Origin of the sequence: Bacillus sp. NSP9.1, from assembly GCF_000465465.2 — a bacterium.
GTDB classification, from domain to species: Bacteria; Bacillota; Bacilli; order Bacillales; family Bacillaceae; genus Bacillus; species Bacillus sonorensis_A.
In genome coordinates this window covers 3,004,207-3,024,486 of the sequence record NZ_CP048273.1, presented here as the reverse complement: position 1 = coordinate 3,024,486, position 20,280 = coordinate 3,004,207, and the positions used below count along the sequence as shown (strand labels likewise).

The 20,280-nt window shown below is 47.2% G+C and carries 24 protein-coding genes and 1 riboswitch; of the genes, 21 read left to right on the top strand and 3 right to left on the bottom strand.

Annotated elements, in window-relative coordinates; genetic code table 11:
- The first annotated feature begins 110 nt into the window (after positions 1 to 110).
- Positions 111 to 213, top strand: a riboswitch (glycine riboswitch).
- Between the two features lie 232 nt (positions 214 to 445).
- The 6 genes from gcvT to M654_RS15730 all read left to right on the top strand — a co-directional run bounded on the left by gcvT (position 446) and on the right by M654_RS15730 (position 7,709).
- Positions 446 to 1,540: a glycine cleavage system aminomethyltransferase GcvT gene (gcvT, locus tag M654_RS15755; RefSeq protein ID WP_026587839.1), complete on the top strand. Its 1,095-nt coding sequence runs from the start codon at positions 446 to 448 to the stop codon at positions 1,538 to 1,540.
- Positions 1,541 to 1,570: 30 nt separating this feature from the next.
- Positions 1,571 to 2,917 carry an aminomethyl-transferring glycine dehydrogenase subunit GcvPA gene (gcvPA, locus tag M654_RS15750; RefSeq protein WP_026587838.1) on the top strand — a complete coding sequence of 449 codons (1,347 nt, stop codon included), beginning with the start codon at positions 1,571 to 1,573 and terminating at the stop codon, positions 2,915 to 2,917.
- Positions 2,910 to 4,370 carry an aminomethyl-transferring glycine dehydrogenase subunit GcvPB gene (gcvPB, locus tag M654_RS15745; protein WP_026587837.1) on the top strand — a complete coding sequence of 487 codons (1,461 nt, stop codon included), beginning with the start codon at positions 2,910 to 2,912 and terminating at the stop codon, positions 4,368 to 4,370. Before gcvPA ends, gcvPB begins: the two co-directional genes overlap by 8 nt.
- A gap of 345 nt (positions 4,371 to 4,715) precedes the next feature.
- On the top strand, positions 4,716 to 5,972 hold the full coding sequence (opuAA, locus tag M654_RS15740; RefSeq protein WP_026587836.1) for a glycine/proline betaine ABC transporter ATP-binding protein OpuAA: 1,257 nt from the start codon (positions 4,716 to 4,718) through the stop codon (positions 5,970 to 5,972).
- A 1-nt stretch (position 5,973) separates the two neighbouring features.
- Positions 5,974 to 6,828 carry a glycine/proline betaine ABC transporter permease subunit OpuAB gene (opuAB, locus tag M654_RS15735; protein ID WP_026587835.1) on the top strand — a complete coding sequence of 285 codons (855 nt, stop codon included), beginning with the start codon at positions 5,974 to 5,976 and terminating at the stop codon, positions 6,826 to 6,828.
- Complete coding sequence (locus M654_RS15730) at positions 6,828 to 7,709, top strand: glycine betaine ABC transporter substrate-binding protein (RefSeq protein WP_026587834.1); 882 nt, start codon at positions 6,828 to 6,830, stop codon at positions 7,707 to 7,709. Before opuAB ends, M654_RS15730 begins: the two co-directional genes overlap by 1 nt.
- 161 nt (positions 7,710 to 7,870) lie before the next feature.
- Here M654_RS15730 and M654_RS15725 read toward each other — a convergent pair whose 3' ends face one another.
- Positions 7,871 to 8,257, bottom strand: coding sequence for a rhodanese-like domain-containing protein (locus M654_RS15725; protein WP_026587832.1), 387 nt, complete (start codon positions 8,255 to 8,257; stop codon positions 7,871 to 7,873).
- 175 nt (positions 8,258 to 8,432) lie between these two features.
- Here M654_RS15725 and M654_RS15720 point away from each other — a divergent pair, with 175 nt between their 5' ends.
- The 3 genes from M654_RS15720 (at position 8,433) to M654_RS15710 (ending at position 10,786) form a co-directional block, all read left to right on the top strand.
- Positions 8,433 to 9,269 (top strand): lipoate--protein ligase family protein, encoded by an 837-nt coding sequence (locus tag M654_RS15720; protein WP_026587831.1) that lies wholly within the window; start codon positions 8,433 to 8,435, stop codon positions 9,267 to 9,269.
- A 91-nt stretch (positions 9,270 to 9,360) separates the two neighbouring features.
- Entirely contained in the window at positions 9,361 to 9,789 is a 429-nt protein-coding gene (gene mntR / locus M654_RS15715) for a transcriptional regulator MntR (protein ID WP_026587830.1), read from the top strand.
- 121 nt (positions 9,790 to 9,910) lie between these two features.
- Positions 9,911 to 10,786: a patatin-like phospholipase family protein gene (locus tag M654_RS15710; protein WP_026587829.1), complete on the top strand. Its 876-nt coding sequence runs from the start codon at positions 9,911 to 9,913 to the stop codon at positions 10,784 to 10,786.
- Here the strand turns inward: M654_RS15710 and M654_RS15705 are convergent.
- Positions 10,783 to 11,169, bottom strand: a complete 387-nt coding sequence (locus tag M654_RS15705; RefSeq protein ID WP_026587828.1) for an SA1362 family protein — start codon at positions 11,167 to 11,169, stop codon at positions 10,783 to 10,785. The genes M654_RS15710 and M654_RS15705 overlap by 4 nt on opposite strands.
- Before the next feature lie 40 nt (positions 11,170 to 11,209).
- On the bottom strand, positions 11,210 to 12,163 hold the full coding sequence (locus tag M654_RS15700) for a DUF1385 domain-containing protein (protein ID WP_026587827.1): 954 nt from the start codon (positions 12,161 to 12,163) through the stop codon (positions 11,210 to 11,212).
- 250 nt (positions 12,164 to 12,413) lie between these two features.
- Between M654_RS15700 and M654_RS15695 the strand changes: the two genes are divergently transcribed.
- From M654_RS15695 to spoIIIAG, 12 genes are all read left to right on the top strand, one after another.
- Positions 12,414 to 12,950, top strand: coding sequence for a YqhR family membrane protein (locus tag M654_RS15695; RefSeq protein ID WP_026587826.1), 537 nt, complete (start codon positions 12,414 to 12,416; stop codon positions 12,948 to 12,950).
- A gap of 93 nt (positions 12,951 to 13,043) precedes the next feature.
- Positions 13,044 to 13,478, top strand: coding sequence for a type II 3-dehydroquinate dehydratase (gene aroQ, locus M654_RS15690; RefSeq protein ID WP_026587825.1), 435 nt, complete (start codon positions 13,044 to 13,046; stop codon positions 13,476 to 13,478).
- Between the two features lie 12 nt (positions 13,479 to 13,490).
- Positions 13,491 to 14,552 (top strand): M24 family metallopeptidase, encoded by a 1,062-nt coding sequence (locus tag M654_RS15685; protein ID WP_026587824.1) that lies wholly within the window; start codon positions 13,491 to 13,493, stop codon positions 14,550 to 14,552.
- Between the two features lie 30 nt (positions 14,553 to 14,582).
- Entirely contained in the window at positions 14,583 to 15,140 is a 558-nt protein-coding gene (gene efp, locus M654_RS15680; protein WP_026587823.1) for an elongation factor P, read from the top strand.
- 144 nt (positions 15,141 to 15,284) lie between these two features.
- Positions 15,285 to 15,566 carry a YqhV family protein gene (locus tag M654_RS15675; RefSeq protein ID WP_026587822.1) on the top strand — a complete coding sequence of 94 codons (282 nt, stop codon included), beginning with the start codon at positions 15,285 to 15,287 and terminating at the stop codon, positions 15,564 to 15,566.
- Between the two features lie 92 nt (positions 15,567 to 15,658).
- A complete protein-coding gene (gene spoIIIAA, locus M654_RS15670) occupies positions 15,659 to 16,582 on the top strand; it encodes a stage III sporulation protein AA (RefSeq protein WP_026587821.1) in 924 nt (307 codons plus the stop codon).
- The gene (gene spoIIIAB / locus M654_RS15665; RefSeq protein ID WP_026587820.1) at positions 16,576 to 17,091 is read left to right on the top strand and encodes a stage III sporulation protein SpoIIIAB; all 516 of its coding nucleotides are present in this window, start codon (positions 16,576 to 16,578) and stop codon (positions 17,089 to 17,091) included. Before spoIIIAA ends, spoIIIAB begins: the two co-directional genes overlap by 7 nt.
- A 22-nt stretch (positions 17,092 to 17,113) precedes the next feature.
- Entirely contained in the window at positions 17,114 to 17,320 is a 207-nt protein-coding gene (gene spoIIIAC / locus M654_RS15660) for a stage III sporulation protein AC (RefSeq protein WP_026587819.1), read from the top strand.
- Between the two features lie 12 nt (positions 17,321 to 17,332).
- The gene (gene spoIIIAD / locus M654_RS15655; protein ID WP_256860478.1) at positions 17,333 to 17,728 is read left to right on the top strand and encodes a stage III sporulation protein AD; all 396 of its coding nucleotides are present in this window, start codon (positions 17,333 to 17,335) and stop codon (positions 17,726 to 17,728) included.
- A gap of 24 nt (positions 17,729 to 17,752) precedes the next feature.
- The gene (gene spoIIIAE / locus M654_RS15650; RefSeq protein ID WP_026587817.1) at positions 17,753 to 18,961 is read left to right on the top strand and encodes a stage III sporulation protein AE; all 1,209 of its coding nucleotides are present in this window, start codon (positions 17,753 to 17,755) and stop codon (positions 18,959 to 18,961) included.
- A gap of 13 nt (positions 18,962 to 18,974) precedes the next feature.
- Complete coding sequence (gene spoIIIAF / locus M654_RS15645) at positions 18,975 to 19,604, top strand: stage III sporulation protein AF (protein ID WP_026587816.1); 630 nt, start codon at positions 18,975 to 18,977, stop codon at positions 19,602 to 19,604.
- Positions 19,597 to 20,280, top strand: coding sequence for a stage III sporulation protein AG (gene spoIIIAG, locus M654_RS15640; RefSeq protein WP_026587815.1), 684 nt, complete (start codon positions 19,597 to 19,599; stop codon positions 20,278 to 20,280). The genes spoIIIAF and spoIIIAG overlap by 8 nt, the downstream gene beginning before the upstream one ends.

Sequence of the window (20,280 nt, the reverse complement as noted above, 5' to 3'; positions counted from 1 at the left end):
TTTTTTCTATTGCCCAAACGCTTTGATGATGGTAGGATATTTGTAGATCATCAGCGAAAATATCGTGAGCTTTATCTAGTATGTCCATGAAAAGAAATGAATATGAGCGAATGAGAGCAAGGGGAGAGACCGAAGGGGAACGTAACCGACGGCGCCGAAGGAGCAAGCTCAAAAAATAGCGAATCTCTCAGGCAAAAGAACTCTTGCTTGACGCAACTCTGGAGAGAGTTTGTATCATCTTCATGTTTAGCAAACCACCAAAGGGGACATCTTTGCGTTTTTTAGCAAAGTAAACTTTCAGGTGCCAGGACAGAGAACCTCCGAACTGACTAAGGGGGTTCTCTGTCCTTTTTTGTGCCGTCAAACGGGATTTGATGACGGAATCTTTCGCGTTTTCTGATGATTGGCAAACTTGGTTTAGATTGAAATCGAAGGGGGAAGCAGAATGCTTAAACGAACGCCTTTATTTGATCTTTATAAGGAGTATGGCGGGAAAACGATTGACTTTGGCGGCTGGGAGCTGCCTGTTCAGTTTTCATCGATTAAAGAAGAGCATGAAGCGGTGAGGACGAATGCGGGGCTGTTTGATGTTTCACATATGGGGGAAGTCGAAGTCTCAGGAACCGGCAGCCTTCCGTTTTTGCAAAGGCTTTTGACCAATGATGTTTCCGCACTGACTGAAGGCGGGGCGCAATATACGGCCATGTGCTATGAAGACGGCGGAACGATTGACGATCTCTTGGTTTATCAAAAAGGACCCAATCGCTATCTATTGGTGATCAATGCGGCTAATATCGACAAGGATATCGATTGGATGAACAGGCATGCCGAAGGCGATGTTGTGATCAACAATCTGTCTGACGATATATCTTTGCTTGCCCTTCAAGGACCGAAAGCCGAACGAATTTTAAAACAAGTAACAGACATTGACCTCTCCGCGTTAACGCCGTTTACCTTCCGTGATGAAACAGCGATCGGCACCGTGCGGGCGCTTGTCTCCAGAACGGGCTATACAGGTGAGGACGGTTTTGAAATCTACTGCCGAGATGAGGATGCCGCATACATTTGGCAGCTTCTTTTAGAAAAGGGCAAGGAAGAGGGACTTGTGCCGTGCGGCCTCGGCGCGAGAGACACCCTCCGCTTTGAAGCGAAGCTGCCATTATACGGACAGGAGCTTACAAAAGAGATCACTCCGGTTGAAGCGGGGATCGGCTTTGCCGTCAAAACGAATAAAGAAGCTGATTTCTTCGGAAAATCCGCTTTGGCAGCCCAGAAAGAAAACGGGCCGGACAGAAAGCTCGTCGGTCTTGAAATGATTGATAAAGGGATTCCGAGACACGGATACGCCGTTTATTACCAGGGTGAAAAAGCCGGTGAAGTGACAACGGGAACACAGTCGCCGACTTTGAAAAAAAACGTCGGTCTCGCCTTGCTGAAAAAAGAAGCCGCCGCAATCGGCACCGAAGTCGAAGTGGAAATCAGAAAAAAGCGGCTGAAAGCAAAAGTTGTCAAAACCCCATTTTATAAACGGCAGCCATAAGTTTGCCATGATCATGAAAGGAGACTGAAGATGAAGCACCGCTACCTTCCAGCGACAGATCAGGATAAAAAAGAGATGCTCGAAGCCATTGGAGTCGAAAAGATCGACGATTTATTCTCTGACATTCCGGAAAGCGTCAGATTTAAAGGCGAATATCAAATCAAAAGGGCGAAGTCCGAAACAGAGCTGACGAAAGAACTCGTCAAGCTCGCGGCCAAAAATAAAGACACAGGCGCATACGCTTCATTTTTGGGCGCCGGCGTCTACGATCATTACCAGCCGGTGATTGTCGACCATGTGATTTCCCGGTCTGAATTTTATACGGCTTATACACCGTATCAGCCGGAGATTTCTCAAGGGGAGCTTCAGGCGATTTTCGAGTTTCAGACGATGATCTGCGAATTGACCGGAATGGATATCAGCAATTCATCGATGTATGACGGAGGAACAGCATTGGCGGAAGCCGCGATGCTGGCTTCAGGGCATACGAAAAAGAAAAAGATCGTCGTTTCCGAAACCGTTCACCCCGAATCGCGCGACGTTTTAAAGACATATGCAAAAGGACAGTACATCGATGTGCTTGAAGTGCCTGCGAAAAATGGCATGGCAGATCTTGAAGCCCTTGATGCTGCAGTTTGTGAAGAAACCGCTGCCGTGGTCGTGCAGTATCCAAACTTTTTCGGCCGGATTGAACCGTTAAAAGACATTGAGCCGATCGCCCACAAAGGAAAATGCATGTTTATTGTCTCCGCCAATCCGCTCGCTCTCGGACTTTTAACGCCGCCCGGAGCATTCGGTGCCGACATCGTCGTCGGGGATGCCCAGCCATTCGGGATTCCGGCCGCTTTCGGAGGACCGCACTGCGGCTTTTTCGCTGTCACGAAAAAGCTGATGAGAAAGGTTCCGGGCCGTCTTGTCGGCCAGACGGAAGATGAAAACGGCAAGCGAGGCTTCGTTTTAACCCTTCAGGCGAGAGAGCAGCATATCAGGCGCGATAAAGCGACATCGAATATCTGCTCCAACCAGGCGCTCAACGCGCTTGCCGCTTCCGTCGCCATGACGGCGCTCGGCAAACAGGGTGTCAGGGAAATCGCCTGGCAGAACATGCAAAAAGCGGCGTACGCCAAAGAAGCTGCCAAACGGGCGGGACTTACAGTCGCATTTGAAGGGCCGATGTTTAACGAGTTTGTCGTCAGGCTGAATGAGCCCGTCTCAGAAGCGAATGAACGCCTGCTTGAAAAAGAGATCATCGGAGGCTTCGATCTCGGCGCTGCATACCCGGATTTAAAGCAGCACATGCTGATTGCCGTCACAGAGCTCAGAACGAAAGAAGAAATCGATACACTCATGAACGAATTGGGGGATCGCCATGAATAATCACGATCAATCGCTTATTTTTGAAGTGTCAAAAGAAGGCCGGATCGGCTATAGCCTGCCTGAGCTGGACGTCCCTGAAACAGATGTATCAGACCTCCTTGATGATGCCTATCTCAGAGAAGAGCCGGCCGAGCTTCCGGAAGTGTCTGAGCTTGATATTATGCGCCATTACACCGCTTTATCAAAGCGCAACCACGGCGTGGATTCGGGCTTTTACCCGCTCGGTTCCTGCACGATGAAGTACAATCCGAAGCTGAACGAAAAAATCGCGAGAATTCCCGGTTTTTCTTCGATCCATCCGCTTCAGGATGAACGGACCGTCCAGGGGGCGCTCGAGCTGCTCTACGATTTGAGCGGGCATTTGGAAGAGATTACAGGCATGGACGAAGTCACACTGCAGCCGGCGGCCGGCGCACACGGAGAGTGGACGGGGCTGATGATGATCCGCGCTTTTCATGAGGCAAACGGCGATCATAAAAGGACAAAGGTCATCGTACCCGACTCGGCCCACGGCACAAATCCTGCATCGGCAACGGTTGCCGGCTTTGAAACGGTTACGGTCAAATCAAACGCCTACGGGCTTGTCGATCTTGACGATTTAAAGCGGGTTGTAAACGAAGAGACGGCAGCATTGATGTTGACCAATCCAAACACACTCGGCCTTTTTGAGGAACATATTTTAGAGATGGCTGAAATCGTTCACCAAGCCGGAGGGAAGCTGTATTATGACGGTGCCAACTTAAACGCCGTGCTCAGCAAAGCAAGGCCCGGCGACATGGGATTTGACGTCGTGCATTTAAACCTCCACAAAACCTTTACAGGCCCCCACGGAGGAGGAGGACCGGGCTCAGGACCGGTAGGCGTTAAAAAAGAGCTGATTCCTTATCTGCCGAAGCCTGTTTTAGTCAAAAAGGACGGCCGTTATACATTTGACTATGACCGCCCGCAGTCAATCGGCAGAGTCAAGCCGTACTACGGAAACTTCGGCATTAATCTGAGAGCCTATACGTATATTCGTTCCATGGGTCCCGACGGGCTGAAAGAGGTCACGGAAAATGCGGTGTTGAATGCGAACTATATGATGAGAAAGCTTGCATCACATTACGATCTCCCGTTTGACCGCCACTGCAAACACGAATTTGTGCTGTCAGGCAGACGTCAGAAAAAGCTCGGTGTCAGAACGCTTGATATCGCCAAGCGCCTCTTGGATTTCGGCTTCCATCCGCCGACCATATACTTTCCGCTCAATGTCGAAGAATGCATCATGATTGAGCCGACGGAAACGGAGTCAAAAGAAACGCTCGATGCGTTTATCGAAACGATGATCCAGATTGCAACAGAAGCGGAGGAAAACCCTGAAATCGTTCAGGAAGCCCCCCACAAAACCGTTGTTAAGCGAATGGACGAGACAAAAGCGGCACGCCAGCCCGTGCTTCGCTTTCAAAAGAACTGACCAAAAAGCGGCGAGTTGATCTCGCCGCTTTTTTTATATTTGTAAGCGGATTCTATAGCGGTCCAACAGGATTTTACCTTTCTGGAATAGTAAAAACGAGTAAATTAAAATGAAAAATGATAATTATCTTTAAAAACGTGATAGTTTCAAGGGTTTTTCATAAGGTAATGGTTTAATTTACCTTAATAAAAGAGGATACCGGAGCATTTAGAAGCATTCGCAAGGTTACAGGGGGACAGCGAGGTATATGAAGGTATGATACAAAATTAAAGAGAATATGCCGTTTGTCTGATATGTTACATAAGTGTTACGGTATATAAGATTGCTTAGAACGGGAGGAGAAATATGAATTTAGATGATAAACCGATTAAAATAAAAGTCGAAAAAGTATCAAAGGTTTTCGGAAAACAGACAAAAAAAGCGCTGCAGCTGCTTGCCGCCGGCAAAAGAAAAAAAGAAATCTTAAAAGAAACTGGGGCAACCGTTGGTGTGAACCAAGCAGATTTCAGCGTGTACGATGGTGAGATATTTGTCATCATGGGTCTATCAGGGAGCGGTAAATCAACTTTGGTGCGGATGTTAAACCGCCTAATTGAACCGACTGCCGGAAATGTGTACATAGATGGTGACATGATAACAAATATGTCCAAAGACCAGCTTCGGGAAGTCCGCCGGAAAAAAATCAGCATGGTCTTCCAAAAATTCGCCCTCTTTCCGCACAGAACCATTCTGGAAAATACGGAGTATGGTTTGGAGCTTCAGGGGGTAGACAAAGCGAAACGCCAGGCAAAAGCGCTTGAATCATTAAAGCTTGTCGGTCTTGAAGGGTATGAACACCAATATCCGGATCAGCTGAGCGGCGGGATGCAGCAGCGCGTCGGACTTGCCCGCGCATTAACGAATGATCCCGATATTCTGCTGATGGATGAAGCATTCAGCGCTCTTGATCCGCTGATCCGCAAAGATATGCAGGATGAACTCTTGGATTTGCATGAATCTGTAGGTAAAACGATTATTTTCATCACGCACGATCTCGATGAAGCATTGCGAATCGGCGACCGCATCGCGCTGATGAAGGACGGGAACATCGTGCAAATCGGCACGCCGGAAGAAATCCTGATGAATCCATCGAACGAATATGTTGAAAAATTCGTTGAGGATGTTGATTTATCCAAAGTGCTGACGGCCGGCCACATTATGAAGCGCGCGGAAACCGTGCCCGTTGATAAAGGTCCCCGTGTTGCATTGACGCTGATGAAAAACCTGGGGATTTCATCCATTTACGCGGTTGATAAGCACAGCAGGCTCCTTGGCACAATTGATGCGGAGACTGCCAAGAAAGCGGCTGAAAAAGGCCAGCCTCTGGAAACGGTCATTTCAAAAGACATAAGGACGGTTCAACATGATGTCGTCCTCACTGACATTTTTGAAATGGTTTCAGACGCCAGCATTCCAATCGCTGTTGTCGATGAAAATGAGCGGATGAAAGGCATTATCGTTAAAGGCGCTCTGATCGGGGCCCTCGCCGGTAATGACCAATATATCAACGCAGATCATCAAGCAGCTGAAGAAACAGAAGCTGTCATCCAGGAGGTGAGATAAGATGTTTACACTATCCTCGCTTCCCCGCATTCCTTTGGCCGATTGGATCGATCAGTTCGTCGACTGGCTGACCATGTCGTTCGGAGGCGTGTTCGACGGAATCGCCAACGGGCTGGAAACGTTTGTTGATTCGATTGTTCAAGGGCTCGGCATGATTCCGCCGGTCATTTTGACCGTCATATTTGCCGCGCTCGTTTGGCTGATCAGCAAAAGAGGAATCGCACTTTTCACATTGATCGGATTTTTAATTATCGATTATCTCGGGTATTGGGACGCGATGCTTGAGACATTGGCGCTCGTCGTCACATCCGTTTTGATTTCCGTCATTATCGGGATTCCCGTCGGCATTTGGGGATCTCAAAAGAAAACGGTCCAAAGAATCGTTACGCCTATCCTTGATTTAATGCAGACGATGCCGGCGTTCGTTTATCTGCTTCCGGCCATTTTCTTCTTCAATATCGGGGTTGTTCCGGGTGTTGTGGCTTCCGTTATTTTTGCGATGCCTCCAACCATCCGGATGACGATCCTGGGCATTCAGCAGGTGCCTGAGGATTTGATCGAAGCAACGGAAGCATTCGGGTCGACGACAAGCCAAAGGCTCTTTAAGGTTCAGCTGCCGCTGGCGACAAAAACGATCCTTGCGGGTATCAACCAAAGCATCATGCTTGCCTTATCAATGGTTGTCATCGCCTCAATGGTGGGCGCGCCAGGACTCGGAGAAGAAGTCTACCGCGCAGTGACACAGCTGAAAACGGGAACTGGTGTTGAAACCGGCCTTGCGATTGTCATTATCGCAATCGTACTTGACCGGGTTACACAAAATATAAAACTGAAAAAAAACGGGGGGAATGCATAATGTGGAAAAAGATGGCCGGAATCGGCGCCGCGGCTGCTCTGACATTAGGGCTGGCCGCTTGCGGAAGCAGCAATAATGAAAATGCTTCAGTAGGTGAGCAGGTCGATCATAAAATTACCGGTATTGATCCGGGTGCAGGCATCATGACTGCGACGGATAAAGCGGTGAAAGACTATGATCTGAGCAAATGGACGGTAACATCTGGATCAAGCTCGGCGATGACAGCCGCCCTCAAAAAAGCGTACGACAAAAAAGAACCGATTATCATTACGGGATGGACACCGCATTGGATGTTCGCAAAATATGATCTTAAATATTTAAAAGACCCTAAAGGTTCATACGGTGATGCCGAAGAAATCCATACCGTAACACGCAAAGGATTTAAAGACGATCACCCAGGCGCAAACAAGCTGTTAAGCCAATTCAGCTGGACGGAAGATGACATGGGTGAAGTGATGCTTGCCATCCAGGAAGGCAAAAAACCTGCAGACGCTGCAGCTGATTTCGTGAAAAAACATCAAGATCTCGTTGAAAAATGGACAAAAGGCGTTGAGAAAGCCGACGGCGAAAAAATTAAGCTTGGCTATGTCGCATGGGACAGTGAAATCGCCAGCACAAATGTAGTCGCGAAAGTTCTTGAAGATCTGGGTTATGACGTCACACTCAGCCAAGTGGAAGCCGGCCCGATGTGGACTGGAATCGCAAACGGAAGCATCGATGCTTCAACAGCTGCATGGCTGCCGAAAACACACAAAACATATGCGGAAAAATATGAAGGCAAGTTTGAAGACATCGGAACAAGCATGACCGGAGTCAAACTCGGCCTAGTCGTTCCAACATATATGAAAGATGTCAATTCAATTGAAGATCTGAAGAAATAATGCAGAAGCCGGCGGTTGCGCCGGCTTTTTCTCTGCGTAAAAAAGCTGTGTTCCCGGTATTTTAAAAGGGCCAAGCCGGGTGAATAAACATAACAAAATCCTAAAACGTTTAAGCTTTAGGATTTTGTGCAGTCTGCTGTCTAAAGGGACAGCTCGCTTCATTATTTTTTTGCTTTAATTTTTCCGCTCCACTTTTTGAAGCCGCCCTTCAGGTTGTAGATTTCCTGACAGCCGTGCTTGCGCAGCATCTGTGCGGCGCGCCCGCTTCTGACATTGTTTTGGCAGTATAGATAAACGGGTTTGTCAGGGCGGATTTCAGCTTTTCGCTGTTTCATCTGTGAGAGCGGTATGTTTCGTGCCCCTAAAATGTGACCGCCTTCATATTCGTTCGGTTCACGCACATCAATGAGCTGCGCCTTCCGGTAACCGGCCCTGAATTCTTCTTCTGTCAAGGTTTTCATAATCCGCTGCTGATAGATGTATGAAACGACCGCATAGACAATGAGCGCGGCGCAAATGATGAGAATGATAATACTGCTGGTAGACAATCTGATCCGACTCCTTTTTCCATCATCCCTGTAAGCGGGATTTTTCGATATGTAAGACAACTACTATTATAGTAAAGGCACAGAAATCTGTCATCTGATTAAGCTGAATTTATTTTCAATTTTCAAAGGGAATGGTAGACTTATTTTATACCAAAGAAAAAGAGGGTATGTGTTGATGGAAAAGGAAACTTGGTGTTTTATCGATTCGGGGCGACAAGACCCCGCTTATAATATGGCACTTGACGAGGCGCTGCTTTATTGGCACAGCGAGCAGAAAATTCCGCCGACCATCCGCTTTTACGGATGGAATCCGCCAACGCTATCGGTCGGCTATTTTCAAAACATTGAAAAGGAAGTCGACCTCGAAGCCGTCAAAAGACACGGTTTAGGTTTTGTCAGAAGGCCGACGGGAGGAAGAGGTGTTCTCCACGATCAAGAGCTTACATATAGTGTCATCGTCTCTGAAGAACATCCGGAAATGCCGAAGACGGTGACGGAAGCCTACAGGGTTATTTCTGAGGGCATCCTTCAAGGATTCAGGGAGCTGGGGCTTGACGCGTATTTCGCTATCCCGAGAACAGAGAAAGAAAAGCAGAGCCTCAAAAGCCCGCGGTCATCCGTATGTTTTGACGCGCCTTCCTGGTATGAGCTCGTCGTCGAGGGCAGAAAGGTTGCCGGAAGCGCCCAGACGAGACAAAAAGGGGTCATTCTTCAGCACGGGTCGATTCTCCTTGATCTTGATGAAGACAAGCTGTTTGATTTGTTCATTTACAAAAACGACCGCATCAGAGAGCGCATGCAGCGAAGCTTTAAGGAGAAGGCGGTCGCCATTAATGAGCTCGCGGCCAAACGGGTGACGATTGAAGAAGCGAGCGCTGCGTTTAAAACAGGGTTTGAAAAAGGGCTGAACATCCATTTGGAGCCCTATGAACTCTCACGGGAAGAAACCGAATTTGTCGAGGAACTTGCCCGGACGAAATATGTGACAGATGAATGGAACTATAAGAGATAACTCTGTGAAAACGTTATCTGATTGCTTGTTTTTTACATGCACATAGTGTAAACTTGTTATGATTTGAATAGGTGTGATTTGGAGGGATTTGATGACAACACCGAGTATGGAAGATTACATAGAACAAATTTATATGCTGATAGAAGAAAAAGGATATGCCAGAGTCTCAGATATTGCAGAAGCTTTAGCCGTCCATCCCTCCTCGGTTACAAAAATGGTTCAAAAACTCGATAAAGACGAATATTTGATTTATGAGAAGTATCGCGGACTTGTGCTGACGCCTAAAGGGAAAAAAATAGGCAAGCGTTTAGTATACAGACATGAATTATTGGAGCAGTTTTTGCGAATCATTGGTGTTGACGAAGAGAAAATATATGATGATGTCGAAGGCATTGAACATCATTTAAGCTGGAACAGCATCGATCGGGTCGGAGATCTTGTGCAATACTTTGAAGACGACCGCAAAAGAATCGACGACTTGAGAAGCGTTCAAAAAAGAAATGAACAGGAAAACCAGTAAAAAAAGCCGACCGGATCACCGGCGGCTTTTTTCATTTGCCGGCCTCCTTGTCTTATGGTCTTTTTTTACCGATCCCTTCTTAAAATGGTGTTAGGGCCATCTTTTAAGGGGGGAGAAGGGCATGTACATAGACGGGGTTTTTTCAGGCGGCGGAATGAAAGGCATCGCACTGGCAGGGGCATATGAAACGCTTGAAAAACGGGGCTTCCGTTTTAAGAGACTGGCCGGAACAAGCGCCGGCTCAATTATTGCATCGTTTATTGCAGCCGGGTATACGAGTCAAGAGATCCGCAGAATGTTGGAGGAACTAAATGAAGGCGATCTTCTTGATCCGCGTTTTTCGTTTTTGCCTTTAAAGCTGCTGCAGTGGGTCTCGATTTATTGGCGGTTAGGGTTATATAAAGGAGATAAATTAGAAAACTGGATTTCCGCGAAATTAAAAGAGAAAGGCATTTCCGTGTTCGGCGATTTTGAAAAGGGAAAGCTCAAGGTGATCGCTTCCGACTTGACGAACGGTAAGATGCTTGTGTTGCCTGACGATCTTCATCGATACGGTTTGAATCCGGACCGTTTTTCGGTTGCGAGGGCGGTGCGGATGAGCTGCAGCATCCCTTATTTTTTTGAACCGGTTAAACTGAAATCCTCGGCCGGCATTAGTACAGTTGTTGACGGCGGGGTGCTGAGCAATTTTCCGATTTGGCTGTTTACCGCTGAAAAAAAGCGCCCGGTTTTAGGCGTCACATTGATGCCCAATGAAAAAGAGAGGCCGAAGAAAACGATCAATAATGCGTTTGAGCTGTTCGGGGCGCTTTTTGAAACCATGAAGGAAGCGCACGATGCCAGGCATATTTCCACGAAGCATGAACGGAACGTGATTTTTTTGCCCGTGGAAGAAGTGCTGTCGACTGAATTTGCGCTTTCAGCAGAAAAAAAACTAGCTCTGATTGAGCTAGGTAAAAAACGAACAGAATTATTTTTGAAACAGTGGACGTATTAAAAGAAAGCCCTGTTTTTCTTTTTGCTTTTTTTGCCTTCAATCACTGTCAGCTGCGTCTGGCTTTTTTTCTTGACCAGTACAGGCTTTGATTTATTGATAGAAGGCACGCTTCTAAGATGATTGACACGGCCTTTTGAGGAGCGTTTTTTATGGTCCTGAAAACGCCTGTTGGATTGTTTGGCTGCCTTTTTAAAAGCGGCTCCTTCACTGCCCATAGCACGATTGGAAATACGCCTGATCACAAAGTAGATGATCGCGCCGACTGCAGCAAACACGAGCAGGTATTGCAGCAGCTGGCCTGGACTTGTGAAGGCAAAATAGGCAAAGCCAAAAATTCCAAACGCCATAATTAAAGCTGAGACAGGATGTACGCGTTGCTTCATAATTGTCCACCTCCCAAAAAATTAACCGATTCGTTAAAATTCAAATTACGATATTAGAAGGTTCCTTCTGTTCGTCCTCTGCTTTGGTCTCCATCTGAAGAAGCTCGTTAAAGCTTGCGATTGCCACTTCCACCTGATCGTTTGCCGGCTCTTTTGTCGTCAAAAGCTGCAGCCAAAGGCCCGGGTAGCCCAGCACTTTCAGCACTGGTATGTTTCTCGCTTTGTTGGTCAGCTGCAGCACTTCAAAGGAAATGCCGAGAACAACCGGTATCAGTGCGATTCTATTCAAAATACGGACCCAGAGAGGGTCAGCAGGAACAAGCAAGTAAACAAACATGCCCACGATCACGGTAAATAAAATGAAGCTGCTTCCGCATCTATAGTGAAGTCTTGACTGGCGCTGAACATTTTCAACCGTGATCGGCAGATTTTGTTCGTAACAGTTTATGACCTTGTGTTCGGCTCCGTGATATTGAAAAACCCTTTTAATAAAAGGGGTGCACGATATCGCGTATATATAGCCCAAGAGAAGGATCAGCTTGAAAAAGCTTTCGATCATAATCTGTGCGACGTCGGACTGAAATACCGGCCTGGTGAGCTCCGCGAGAAACACGGGAACAAGCGTAAAAACAAACTTGCTGAAAACAAATGAAAGCACACCGACTGCGGCAAGACCGAAAATCATCGTCAGTTTCGACGGCTTCTCCTCTTTCAATTGCTCATCTAAAGAGGGGTCACGGTCATAACGTTCACTGGAGAAATTCAAATGCTGCGTCCCGTTTGCGCTTGCTTCGATAATGGCGATGATCCCTCTGAGAAAAGGGATTTTCTTTAACCTGTCAAGCATCGGGTTCGTTTTGCGCGGCAGCTTGAAAAATTCAATGCTCCGGTCTTTTCTGCGGATCGCTGTTACATAATGGCGCCTGCCGCCAAACATGACGCCTTCGACGACAGCCTGCCCTCCGTATGCGGGGCGTTTTTTTTGATTTGACATATGCATCAACCTATCTGTATCAATCTATGATTACATTAACCATTTCCTTACACCTATTGTACAGGAAAAATGCTGAAACCTCTAGATTGACGGGCCTAAAAAATCAAGAATTTCACACCCGGCGAATGCCAAATCTAATTTAAGTATACCCGCCTGTGCAATTTTTACACTCCGGTTTAAAAATATTGGCAAAATGATGTTGCCTCCGCTGTTTTTGGACATACTGGAAATGGAGGTGATCGAGAGCATCATGAGCAATGAAGACAATCAGAAACAATCGGAAGAGTTGGAGCAGAATAAGCGGGAAAGTCCGATGTCCTTCAGCGGCAGGGTGATCACTACGGGATTTTTCGGCGGACTGATTTGGGGAACCATCGGTGAACTGGCATATCTGTTTAAATTTTCGGAAGTCAATCCGAACATGATTCTTCAGCCTTTTGTCATCGGCGATTGGAAAAACGGATTTCTCGGCACGGTGATCAGTATTCTATTGATCGGAGTCATCTCCATCGGAGCTGCACTGATTTATTTCGGCTGTCTGAAACAAGTGAAAGGCATCTGGGGCGGTATGGCGTATGGGGTTGTTTTGTGGCTCATTGTCTTTTATCTGTTTAACCCTATGTTTCCCGATGTCCGGACTGTCCCTGAGTTAAAGAGGGAAACAGTGGTGACGACGCTCTGTATCTATCTGCTTTACGGCTTGTTTGTCGGTTACTCGATTTCGTTTGAGTACAATGAACTGAATGAGGAAAAGCTTTCGCGGGCGCTGGGGGAAACAAGGGAATAGTGTTGATGCCGGATCAATATGATAAAATGTTCACTGTAAGTGGACATTTTTTTTGGCGTGAGAATGTTTTGAGTGAAAAGGGGGGGAAGAGAATTGCCGCACATTTTAATAGTGAACGGTCCGAATTTAAACCGTTTGGGCAAACGCGAACCGGAAGTATACGGGAAAGACACATTGACTGATTTGGAGCAGAAGCTTTTTCAATTTGCTGAAGGCGTGCATGCCGAGCTGACTTTTTTTCAATCCAATCATGAGGGGGATATCATCGACGCTCTTCATGAAGCAGATGAACAGTATGATGGCGTTGTTTTAAATCCCGGGGCTTTTTCACATTACAGCTATGCGATCCGCGATGCGGTGGCAGCGATCGGGATTCCGGTGATCGAAGTCCATCTATCAAATCCTCATGCAAGGGAAGAGTTTCGCCGCCGATCGGTCATTGCTCCTGTCACAAGAGGCCAGATCACCGGGCTTGGATTTGAAGGTTATAAGCTTGCTGTCTGTTATTTTTTGAACAATAACCAATAGGGGGAGTCAAAAATGAAACTGAACAAATTGAGAGAGCTTTTCGGCGGCCTGGGAATCGAAGGGCTTTTGGTGACGAGCGGCATTAATTTGCGTTACATAACAGGCTTTACCGGATCATCGGGACTTGCGGTCATTTCAGAGGACAGAGCGGTGTTCATCACGGATTTCCGCTACACAGAGCAGGCGAAAAAGCAGGTCGCAGACTTTGAAGTCGTCCAGCATACAGGCGGCATCGTCCAAAAGGCAGCCGAAGTGATCAAAGAAATGGGATTAAATAAAATCGGTTTTGAGCAGGATAAAATGACATACGGGACGTATGCTTCTTATAAAAAGCAGCTTCCATCAGCCGAGCTTGTTCCGGTTTCACAATCTGTGGAAAAGTTGCGCTTGATTAAGTCAAGTGAAGAGATTAAGATATTAAAGGAAGCTGCAAAGATAGCAGATGATGCATTCAGCCATATTCTCACGGTTATACGGCCCGGCATGACGGAAATCGCCATCGCCAATGAGCTTGAATTTTACATGCGGAAGCAGGGAGCCGATCATTCCTCATTTGATATGATCGTCGCTTCCGGATTGCGTTCGAGCCTCCCCCACGGAGTGGCAAGCGAAAAAGCCATCGAGAAGGGCGACTTTGTGACGCTCGACTTTGGGGCCTACTATAAAGGATACTGCTCGGATATGACGCGGACGATCGCGGTGGGCGAGCCGAGCGACGAGCTGAAAACAATTTATCAGACCGTATTTGAAGCACAGGCCATCGGCATGGAGACTATCAAGCCGGGAATCACCGGAAAACAGGCTGATGCTTTGACAAGGGACTACATTACTTCAAAGGGCTACGGCGATTACTTCGGCCACTCAACAGGCCATGGCCTTGGCATGGAAGTTCATGAAAGTCCGGCGCTTTCTGCGCGTTCAGACCAGACGCTTGAAAAGGGCATGGTCGTCACGGTTGAACCGGGAATCTACATACCGGGTAAAGGCGGAGTCAGAATCGAGGATGATATCGTGCTGACCGACGGCGGGAACGAATCCCTTACCCATTCCGCAAAAGAATTAATTATTTTATAATCCGTTGATTGGAGCAATAGGAGGATAATCATGATTTCAGTAAACGATTTTCGCACAGGTTTAACAATTGAAGTAGACGGAGGCATCTGGCGCGTTGTTGACTTTCAGCACGTCAAGCCGGGAAAAGGTGCTGCTTTTGTCCGCTCAAAACTGAGAAATCTCCGCACAGGCGCGATTCAGGAGAAAACCTTCCGTGCAGGTGAAAAAGTAGCGCGCGCTCAAATTGAAACAAAAACGATGCAGTATTTATATGCGAACGGCGATCAGCACGTTTTCATGGATACAACAACCTATGAACAGCTTGAGCTGAATGCTTCCCAAATCGAGCACGAACTCAAATTCTTGCTTGAAAACATGTCCGTTCAAATCATGATGTATCAGACAGAGACTCTCGGAATTGAACTTCCGAATACAGTCGAGCTGAAAGTTGTTGAAACAGAACCGGGCATAAAAGGCGATACAGCCTCTGGCGGAACAAAACCAGCAAAAACTGAAACAGGTCTTGTTGTCAACGTGCCGTTCTTCGTGAACGAAGGCGATACGCTCGTTGTCAACACTTCTGACGGATCCTACGTATCAAGAGCATAACATCAGGATAAAGAGCCGGCTTTTAAAGCCGGCTCTTTTTTTTGCCTTCATTCTACCTTCAAATGGAAAATTTAGAAGACTACTTTTTCAAAAGAGAGCATAGATTGTAAAAAAAGCCGGAAGTGTTACTGGAGGTTTAAGATGATGAAGTTTTTCTTTGGACAAGTCAATCCGACGGTTTTATCGATGGCTGCGTTAAGGGTTGTCTCCTCCCTGATTGAGCTGACGGCCGCCATCGTGATGCTTTTGATGAACGATGTCCGCAAAGCGGTGGCGGTTAACAGCGTTCTGGCAATGGTCGGACCGCTGATCTTTATTATTACGATGACAATCGGAATATATCAAATTGCAGGGCAGCTGTCATATGCCAAACTTGTTTTGATTTTCATGGGTGTTGTTTTTATTATTGCAGGCATCTACAAATAGCCAAAACAGCGGGGAGAGACGGACTTGTCATAAAGTCTTCCTTTGAACATACATTTTTATAGAAGACAAGCTTGGAGAAGGAGGGAGTGTTTTTGCACCACATCACAGAGATTCTCCCTGACACGATAAAACGCGCGCTCAGCGGACTTAAAAAACATGAAGCAGATCAAATAGAAGAAATTCGGATAAGGACAAGTCGTCCGCTGGAACTGGTCCGCCAGGGGCATTCGCTTTTTTTGAATTATACCGCCACACATGAAGATGCGGCGCTGTTTTTGACCAGACTGGGCGATTACAGCATGTATACGCTTGAAGAAGAGCTGAAAAAAGGCTATATCACCATCAGAGGCGGACACCGGGTCGGCCTGGCCGGCAGAGTTGTCGTGGAAAACGGGGCCGTCAAAGGAATCAGGGACATTTCATCATTCAATATTCGCATTGCCAAAGAAAAAATCGGTATCGCCAAGCCGTATGCATCCCATTTGTTTCAACACATGTGGCTCAACACGCTGATCATCGGTCCCCCGCAAACAGGCAAAACAACCCTGCTTAGAGATCTTGCAAGGCTGATTAGCGCGGGGAACGGAAGCATCCCCGCCAAAAAGGTGGCGATCGTTGATGAAAGGTCGGAAATTGCCGGCTGTGTTAACGGCATTCCTCAATACCGGTTCGGCGATCGCATCGACATTCTTGACGCCTGTCCGAAGGCGGAAGGTCTGATGATGATGATCCGTTCGATGAGCCCGGACGTTGTGATTGCAGATGAAATTGGCCGAATGGAAGACGCTGAAGCGCTTTTGGAAGCGGTGCATGCAGGAGTGACAATTATTGTGTCCGCCCACGGATTCACATATTCAGATATCGCCAAGCGCCCGTCGCTGAAGCTGCTCAGGGAATACGGCGTATTTCAGCGAATTGTCGAGCTTTCCAGAAAGAACGGCCCGGGCAGCTTAAACCGCATCTACAATGGTGATGGAGAACCGCTCGGGGCGAATCAGAGGGTGTTATCATGCTGAAGCTTTTGGGAGCAGCGCTGATTTTGGCAGCTGCCACATGGACGGGATTTGAAATGGCCAAACCTTTCAGGGAAAGGCCGAAGCAAATCCGTCAGCTCTTGGCCGCCTTGCAGTCGCTGGAAGCTGAAATCATGTATGGACACACACCGCTCCGCACGGCTTCCCATCATATCGCAGAGCAGATGCAAGAGCCCGTCGCTTCCATATTTGCAACCTTTTCTGAAAAACTGGAAGAAGGAAGCGTCTCGGCCGGAGCGGCGTGGGAAGAAAGTTTGCAGAAAGTATGGCCGCAAACGGCTCTAAAGAAAAAAGAGCTTGATATTTTGCGGCAATTTGGAGAAACCCTTGGCCGTCATGATCTGATTTCTCAGCAAAAACATATCAAACTGGCGTTAACCCATTTAGAAACAGAAGAAGCTGAAGCGAATCTGGCGCAGGCGAAAAACGAAAAGATGGTCAAAAGCCTTGGGTTCCTGTCAGGACTGCTGCTGATTCTTCTATTGATGTAATGAAGAGGGGAGCATACATGAAATGGGAATAGACGTAAACATTATTTTTCAAATAGCCGGCGTCGGAATCGTCGTCGCATTTCTCCACACCATACTCGACCAAATGGGGAAGAAAGAATATGCCCAATGGGTCACGCTTTTAGGATTTATTTATATTTTATTCATGGTGGCTACTGTCGTCGATGATCTGTTCCAAAAGATAAAAGCTGTCTTTCTATTTCAAGGATAGGGGGGCTTACTCATTGAAATCGTTCAAATCGTAGGATTGGGAATGATTGCAACCTTCCTCAGCTTGATTGTCAAAGAGCAGAAACCGACTTTTGCTTTTCTCATTGTCGTTTTTGCAGGCTGCACTATCTTTTTATTCCTAATGGATCAGGTCTATGAAATCATCCGCATGATTGAAAAAATAGCCGCCAATGCAAATATCAACATGATGTATGTCGAAACGATTTTGAAAATTATCGGTATCGCGTATATCGCGGAGTTTGGCGCACAGCTGGCCAAGGACGCCGGGCAGGGGGCGATTGCTTCGAAGATCGAACTGGCAGGAAAAATCCTCATTTTGGTCATGGCCGTTCCCATTTTAACCGTCATTATCGAAACCATCATCGGGCTGATCCCTTCGATGTCCTAGTCAGAAAGGAGGATGTTCTTTAGTATGAAGCGTTTTCTGTTCTGGCTGTTTGTCATCGGGATGATATGCTTCGGAGCGCGGGATGTACAAGCAGCGGACGAGGAGCCGCAGGAAGCAGGCTCAGCCCAAGAAACGGAAGAATCCGCTGAAGCGATGGCAAAAGAGCAGGCCGAGGCATTGGAACTCGACCGTGTGGGAGAGTTTTGGAACAAGATCATGACAGACTATGGGGGCTATCTTCCTGAAAGTCAAAAAGGAAGTTTATTGGATTTTATAAAAGGAGAAAAGCATTTTTCCCCTGAAGAATGGGTCAAGGCGCTGTTTTCCTACTTGTTCCATGAAGTGCTGGCTGGCGGAAAACTCCTGGGGACCTTGATTCTCTTAACGATATTTTGTGTGCTGCTCCAGCTGCTGCAAAATGCGTTCCAGCAGAGCACCGTCAGCAAAGTCGCCTATGCGATCGTTTACATGGTCCTGATTATTCTTGCGCTAAACAGTTTTCGGATCGCCGTCACGTATGCGAATGAAGCGATTCAATCGATGACAAGCTTTATTCTGTCGCTCATACCCCTGCTCCTCGCCCTGCTGGCAAGCTCAGGAGGAGCCGTTTCAGCCGCTTTTTTTCATCCTGTGATTCTCTTTTTAATGAACTCCAGCGGTTTGTTTATCCAATATGTCGTCCTGCCGCTCTTGTTTTTATCAGCGATCTTAAGCATCGTCAGCACGATGACAGAACAATACAAGGTCACACAGCTCGCCCAGCTTTTAAGGAATGTGGCAATCGGGACGCTGGCCGCTTTTTTAACCGTATTTCTCGGGGTCATATCTGTACAGGGCGCCTCAGCTGCGGTTACGGACGGAATCACCCTGAGGACGGCCAAATTCATCACCGGCAATTTCATCCCCGTCTTGGGCCGCATGTTTACAGAAGCGACAGATACGGTGATCAGCGCTTCTCTTCTGCTGAAAAACACCGTCGGAATCCTCGGTGTTGCGATCTTGATCTGCATCGCCGCTTTTCCCGCCATCAAAATCCTCTCGCTGGCATTGATCTACAAAATAGCCGCCGCTGTTCTGCAGCCGCTTGGGGGAGGGCCGGTGATCAGCTGCCTTGATGTCATCAGCAAAAGCGTGATCTATATTTTCGCGGCGATGGCTATCGTCTCGCTGATGTTTTTCTTAAGCTTAACCGTCATTATTACAGCCGGGAATCTGACCATGATGATGAAGTAGGGGAGGGGCTCATGTGGAATTTTTGACGGAGTGGCTCACAAATATTATTTTATTTATTCTGCTTGCCATCGTCATCGATATGCTTCTGCCGAATTCCAGCATGCAAAAATACGCGAAGATGGTCATCAGCCTGCTGTTGATCGTCGTCATCCTGAAGCCGATCTTCACGCTGTTCCGCACCGATCCGGAAGTCATTTTCGAACATCTGACCGAGAATGGACAAGTTCAGTCAGGAGAAATAAAAAATCAGCTGAATTCAGAAAAAAAAGAAATACAAGCCTCACAGCAAGCATATATTTTAGAACAGATGGCTGTTCAATTAAAAAAGAGGGCGGAGGAGATGTTCAATCATGACCAATATATGATAGAACAAGTCAAAATCTCTTCAGACGAACACCTGAAATCTGAGAAAGACATCGCTGAACATATGAAGGTTGCAGTCTTCATGGGCTCCGCTTCCGAAAAAACGGTCCAAGCCGTCGCCCCGGTGGACATCAACCCGGGGGAAAGCTACAGCTCGAAGCGCGATCAAGAGGAGAAAGAAGCGGAAAGAATCGCCGAGCAGCTGGCAGACATATGGGAAATGGACCCCGGCAAGATCACAGTTCATTTAGAAGGGGGAGAACAAAGCGGCCATGAATAAAAATTGGATCGGAAAGCTGATCGGACAACTGCTCCCGAACGAAGAGAAAGAGGGAAAGAAGCTCACAAAATATCATTACTTTCTGCTGTTGTTTGTTCTCGGTGTCTCCTTCATGCTGGTAAGCCAGATCTTTTCTGCCGAACCTTCTGAAGATCACAAGACCGAGCCCGCATCATCGCAGCAAGCCGGCACTGAAACGAGCGAAAAGGGCCGGGAAAAAGAAGTGTTTAAACCGACGGGCAATGAGAAGCCGAAGGAGTCTATCGATGATTATGAACAAGAATACGAGAATCAGCTGAAAGAAATTTTGGAAACGATCATCGGTGTTGACGATGTCTCGATCGTCGTCAATGTTGACGCAACATCGTTGAAAGTATTTGAAAAAAATCAGAAGACGCAAGAGACATCGACAAGTGAGACGGATAAACAGGGAGGCAAACGGACGGTGACGGAAATTTCTTCAGACGAAGAGATCGTCATGATTAAAAACGGCCAGGAAGAAACACCTGTTGTCGTTCAGACGAAAAAACCCGAGATCAGAGGTGTCCTCGTTGTCGCTCAGGGAGTCGACAACGTTCAAATAAAAAAGACCATTATTGAAGCAGTGACAAGGTTTTTGGATGTCCCGAGCCACCGCGTCGCTGTCGCCCCTAAAAAAATGAAGGAGGATTCATAA

Excerpts from the sequence above, each read along its gene's own strand:
- gcvT (WP_026587839.1), top strand. The coding sequence starts at position 446 with ATGCTTAAACGAACGCCTTTATTTGATCTTTATAAGGAGTATGGCGGG.
- gcvPA (WP_026587838.1), top strand. The coding sequence starts at position 1,571 with ATGAAGCACCGCTACCTTCCAGCGACAGATCAGGATAAAAAAGAGATG.
- gcvPB (WP_026587837.1), top strand. The coding sequence starts at position 2,910 with ATGAATAATCACGATCAATCGCTTATTTTTGAAGTGTCAAAAGAAGGC.
- opuAA (WP_026587836.1), top strand. The coding sequence starts at position 4,716 with ATGAATTTAGATGATAAACCGATTAAAATAAAAGTCGAAAAAGTATCA.
- opuAB (WP_026587835.1), top strand. The coding sequence starts at position 5,974 with ATGTTTACACTATCCTCGCTTCCCCGCATTCCTTTGGCCGATTGGATC.
- M654_RS15730 (WP_026587834.1), top strand. The coding sequence starts at position 6,828 with ATGTGGAAAAAGATGGCCGGAATCGGCGCCGCGGCTGCTCTGACATTA.
- M654_RS15720 (WP_026587831.1), top strand. The coding sequence starts at position 8,433 with ATGGAAAAGGAAACTTGGTGTTTTATCGATTCGGGGCGACAAGACCCC.
- mntR (WP_026587830.1), top strand. The coding sequence starts at position 9,361 with ATGACAACACCGAGTATGGAAGATTACATAGAACAAATTTATATGCTG.
- M654_RS15710 (WP_026587829.1), top strand. The coding sequence starts at position 9,911 with ATGTACATAGACGGGGTTTTTTCAGGCGGCGGAATGAAAGGCATCGCA.
- M654_RS15705 (WP_026587828.1), bottom strand. The coding sequence starts at position 11,169 with ATGAAGCAACGCGTACATCCTGTCTCAGCTTTAATTATGGCGTTTGGA.
- M654_RS15700 (WP_026587827.1), bottom strand. The coding sequence starts at position 12,163 with ATGTCAAATCAAAAAAAACGCCCCGCATACGGAGGGCAGGCTGTCGTC.
- M654_RS15695 (WP_026587826.1), top strand. The coding sequence starts at position 12,414 with ATGAGCAATGAAGACAATCAGAAACAATCGGAAGAGTTGGAGCAGAAT.
- M654_RS15685 (WP_026587824.1), top strand. The coding sequence starts at position 13,491 with ATGAAACTGAACAAATTGAGAGAGCTTTTCGGCGGCCTGGGAATCGAA.
- efp (WP_026587823.1), top strand. The coding sequence starts at position 14,583 with ATGATTTCAGTAAACGATTTTCGCACAGGTTTAACAATTGAAGTAGAC.
- M654_RS15675 (WP_026587822.1), top strand. The coding sequence starts at position 15,285 with ATGAAGTTTTTCTTTGGACAAGTCAATCCGACGGTTTTATCGATGGCT.
- spoIIIAB (WP_026587820.1), top strand. The coding sequence starts at position 16,576 with ATGCTGAAGCTTTTGGGAGCAGCGCTGATTTTGGCAGCTGCCACATGG.
- spoIIIAC (WP_026587819.1), top strand. The coding sequence starts at position 17,114 with ATGGGAATAGACGTAAACATTATTTTTCAAATAGCCGGCGTCGGAATC.
- spoIIIAE (WP_026587817.1), top strand. The coding sequence starts at position 17,753 with ATGAAGCGTTTTCTGTTCTGGCTGTTTGTCATCGGGATGATATGCTTC.
- spoIIIAG (WP_026587815.1), top strand. The coding sequence starts at position 19,597 with ATGAATAAAAATTGGATCGGAAAGCTGATCGGACAACTGCTCCCGAAC.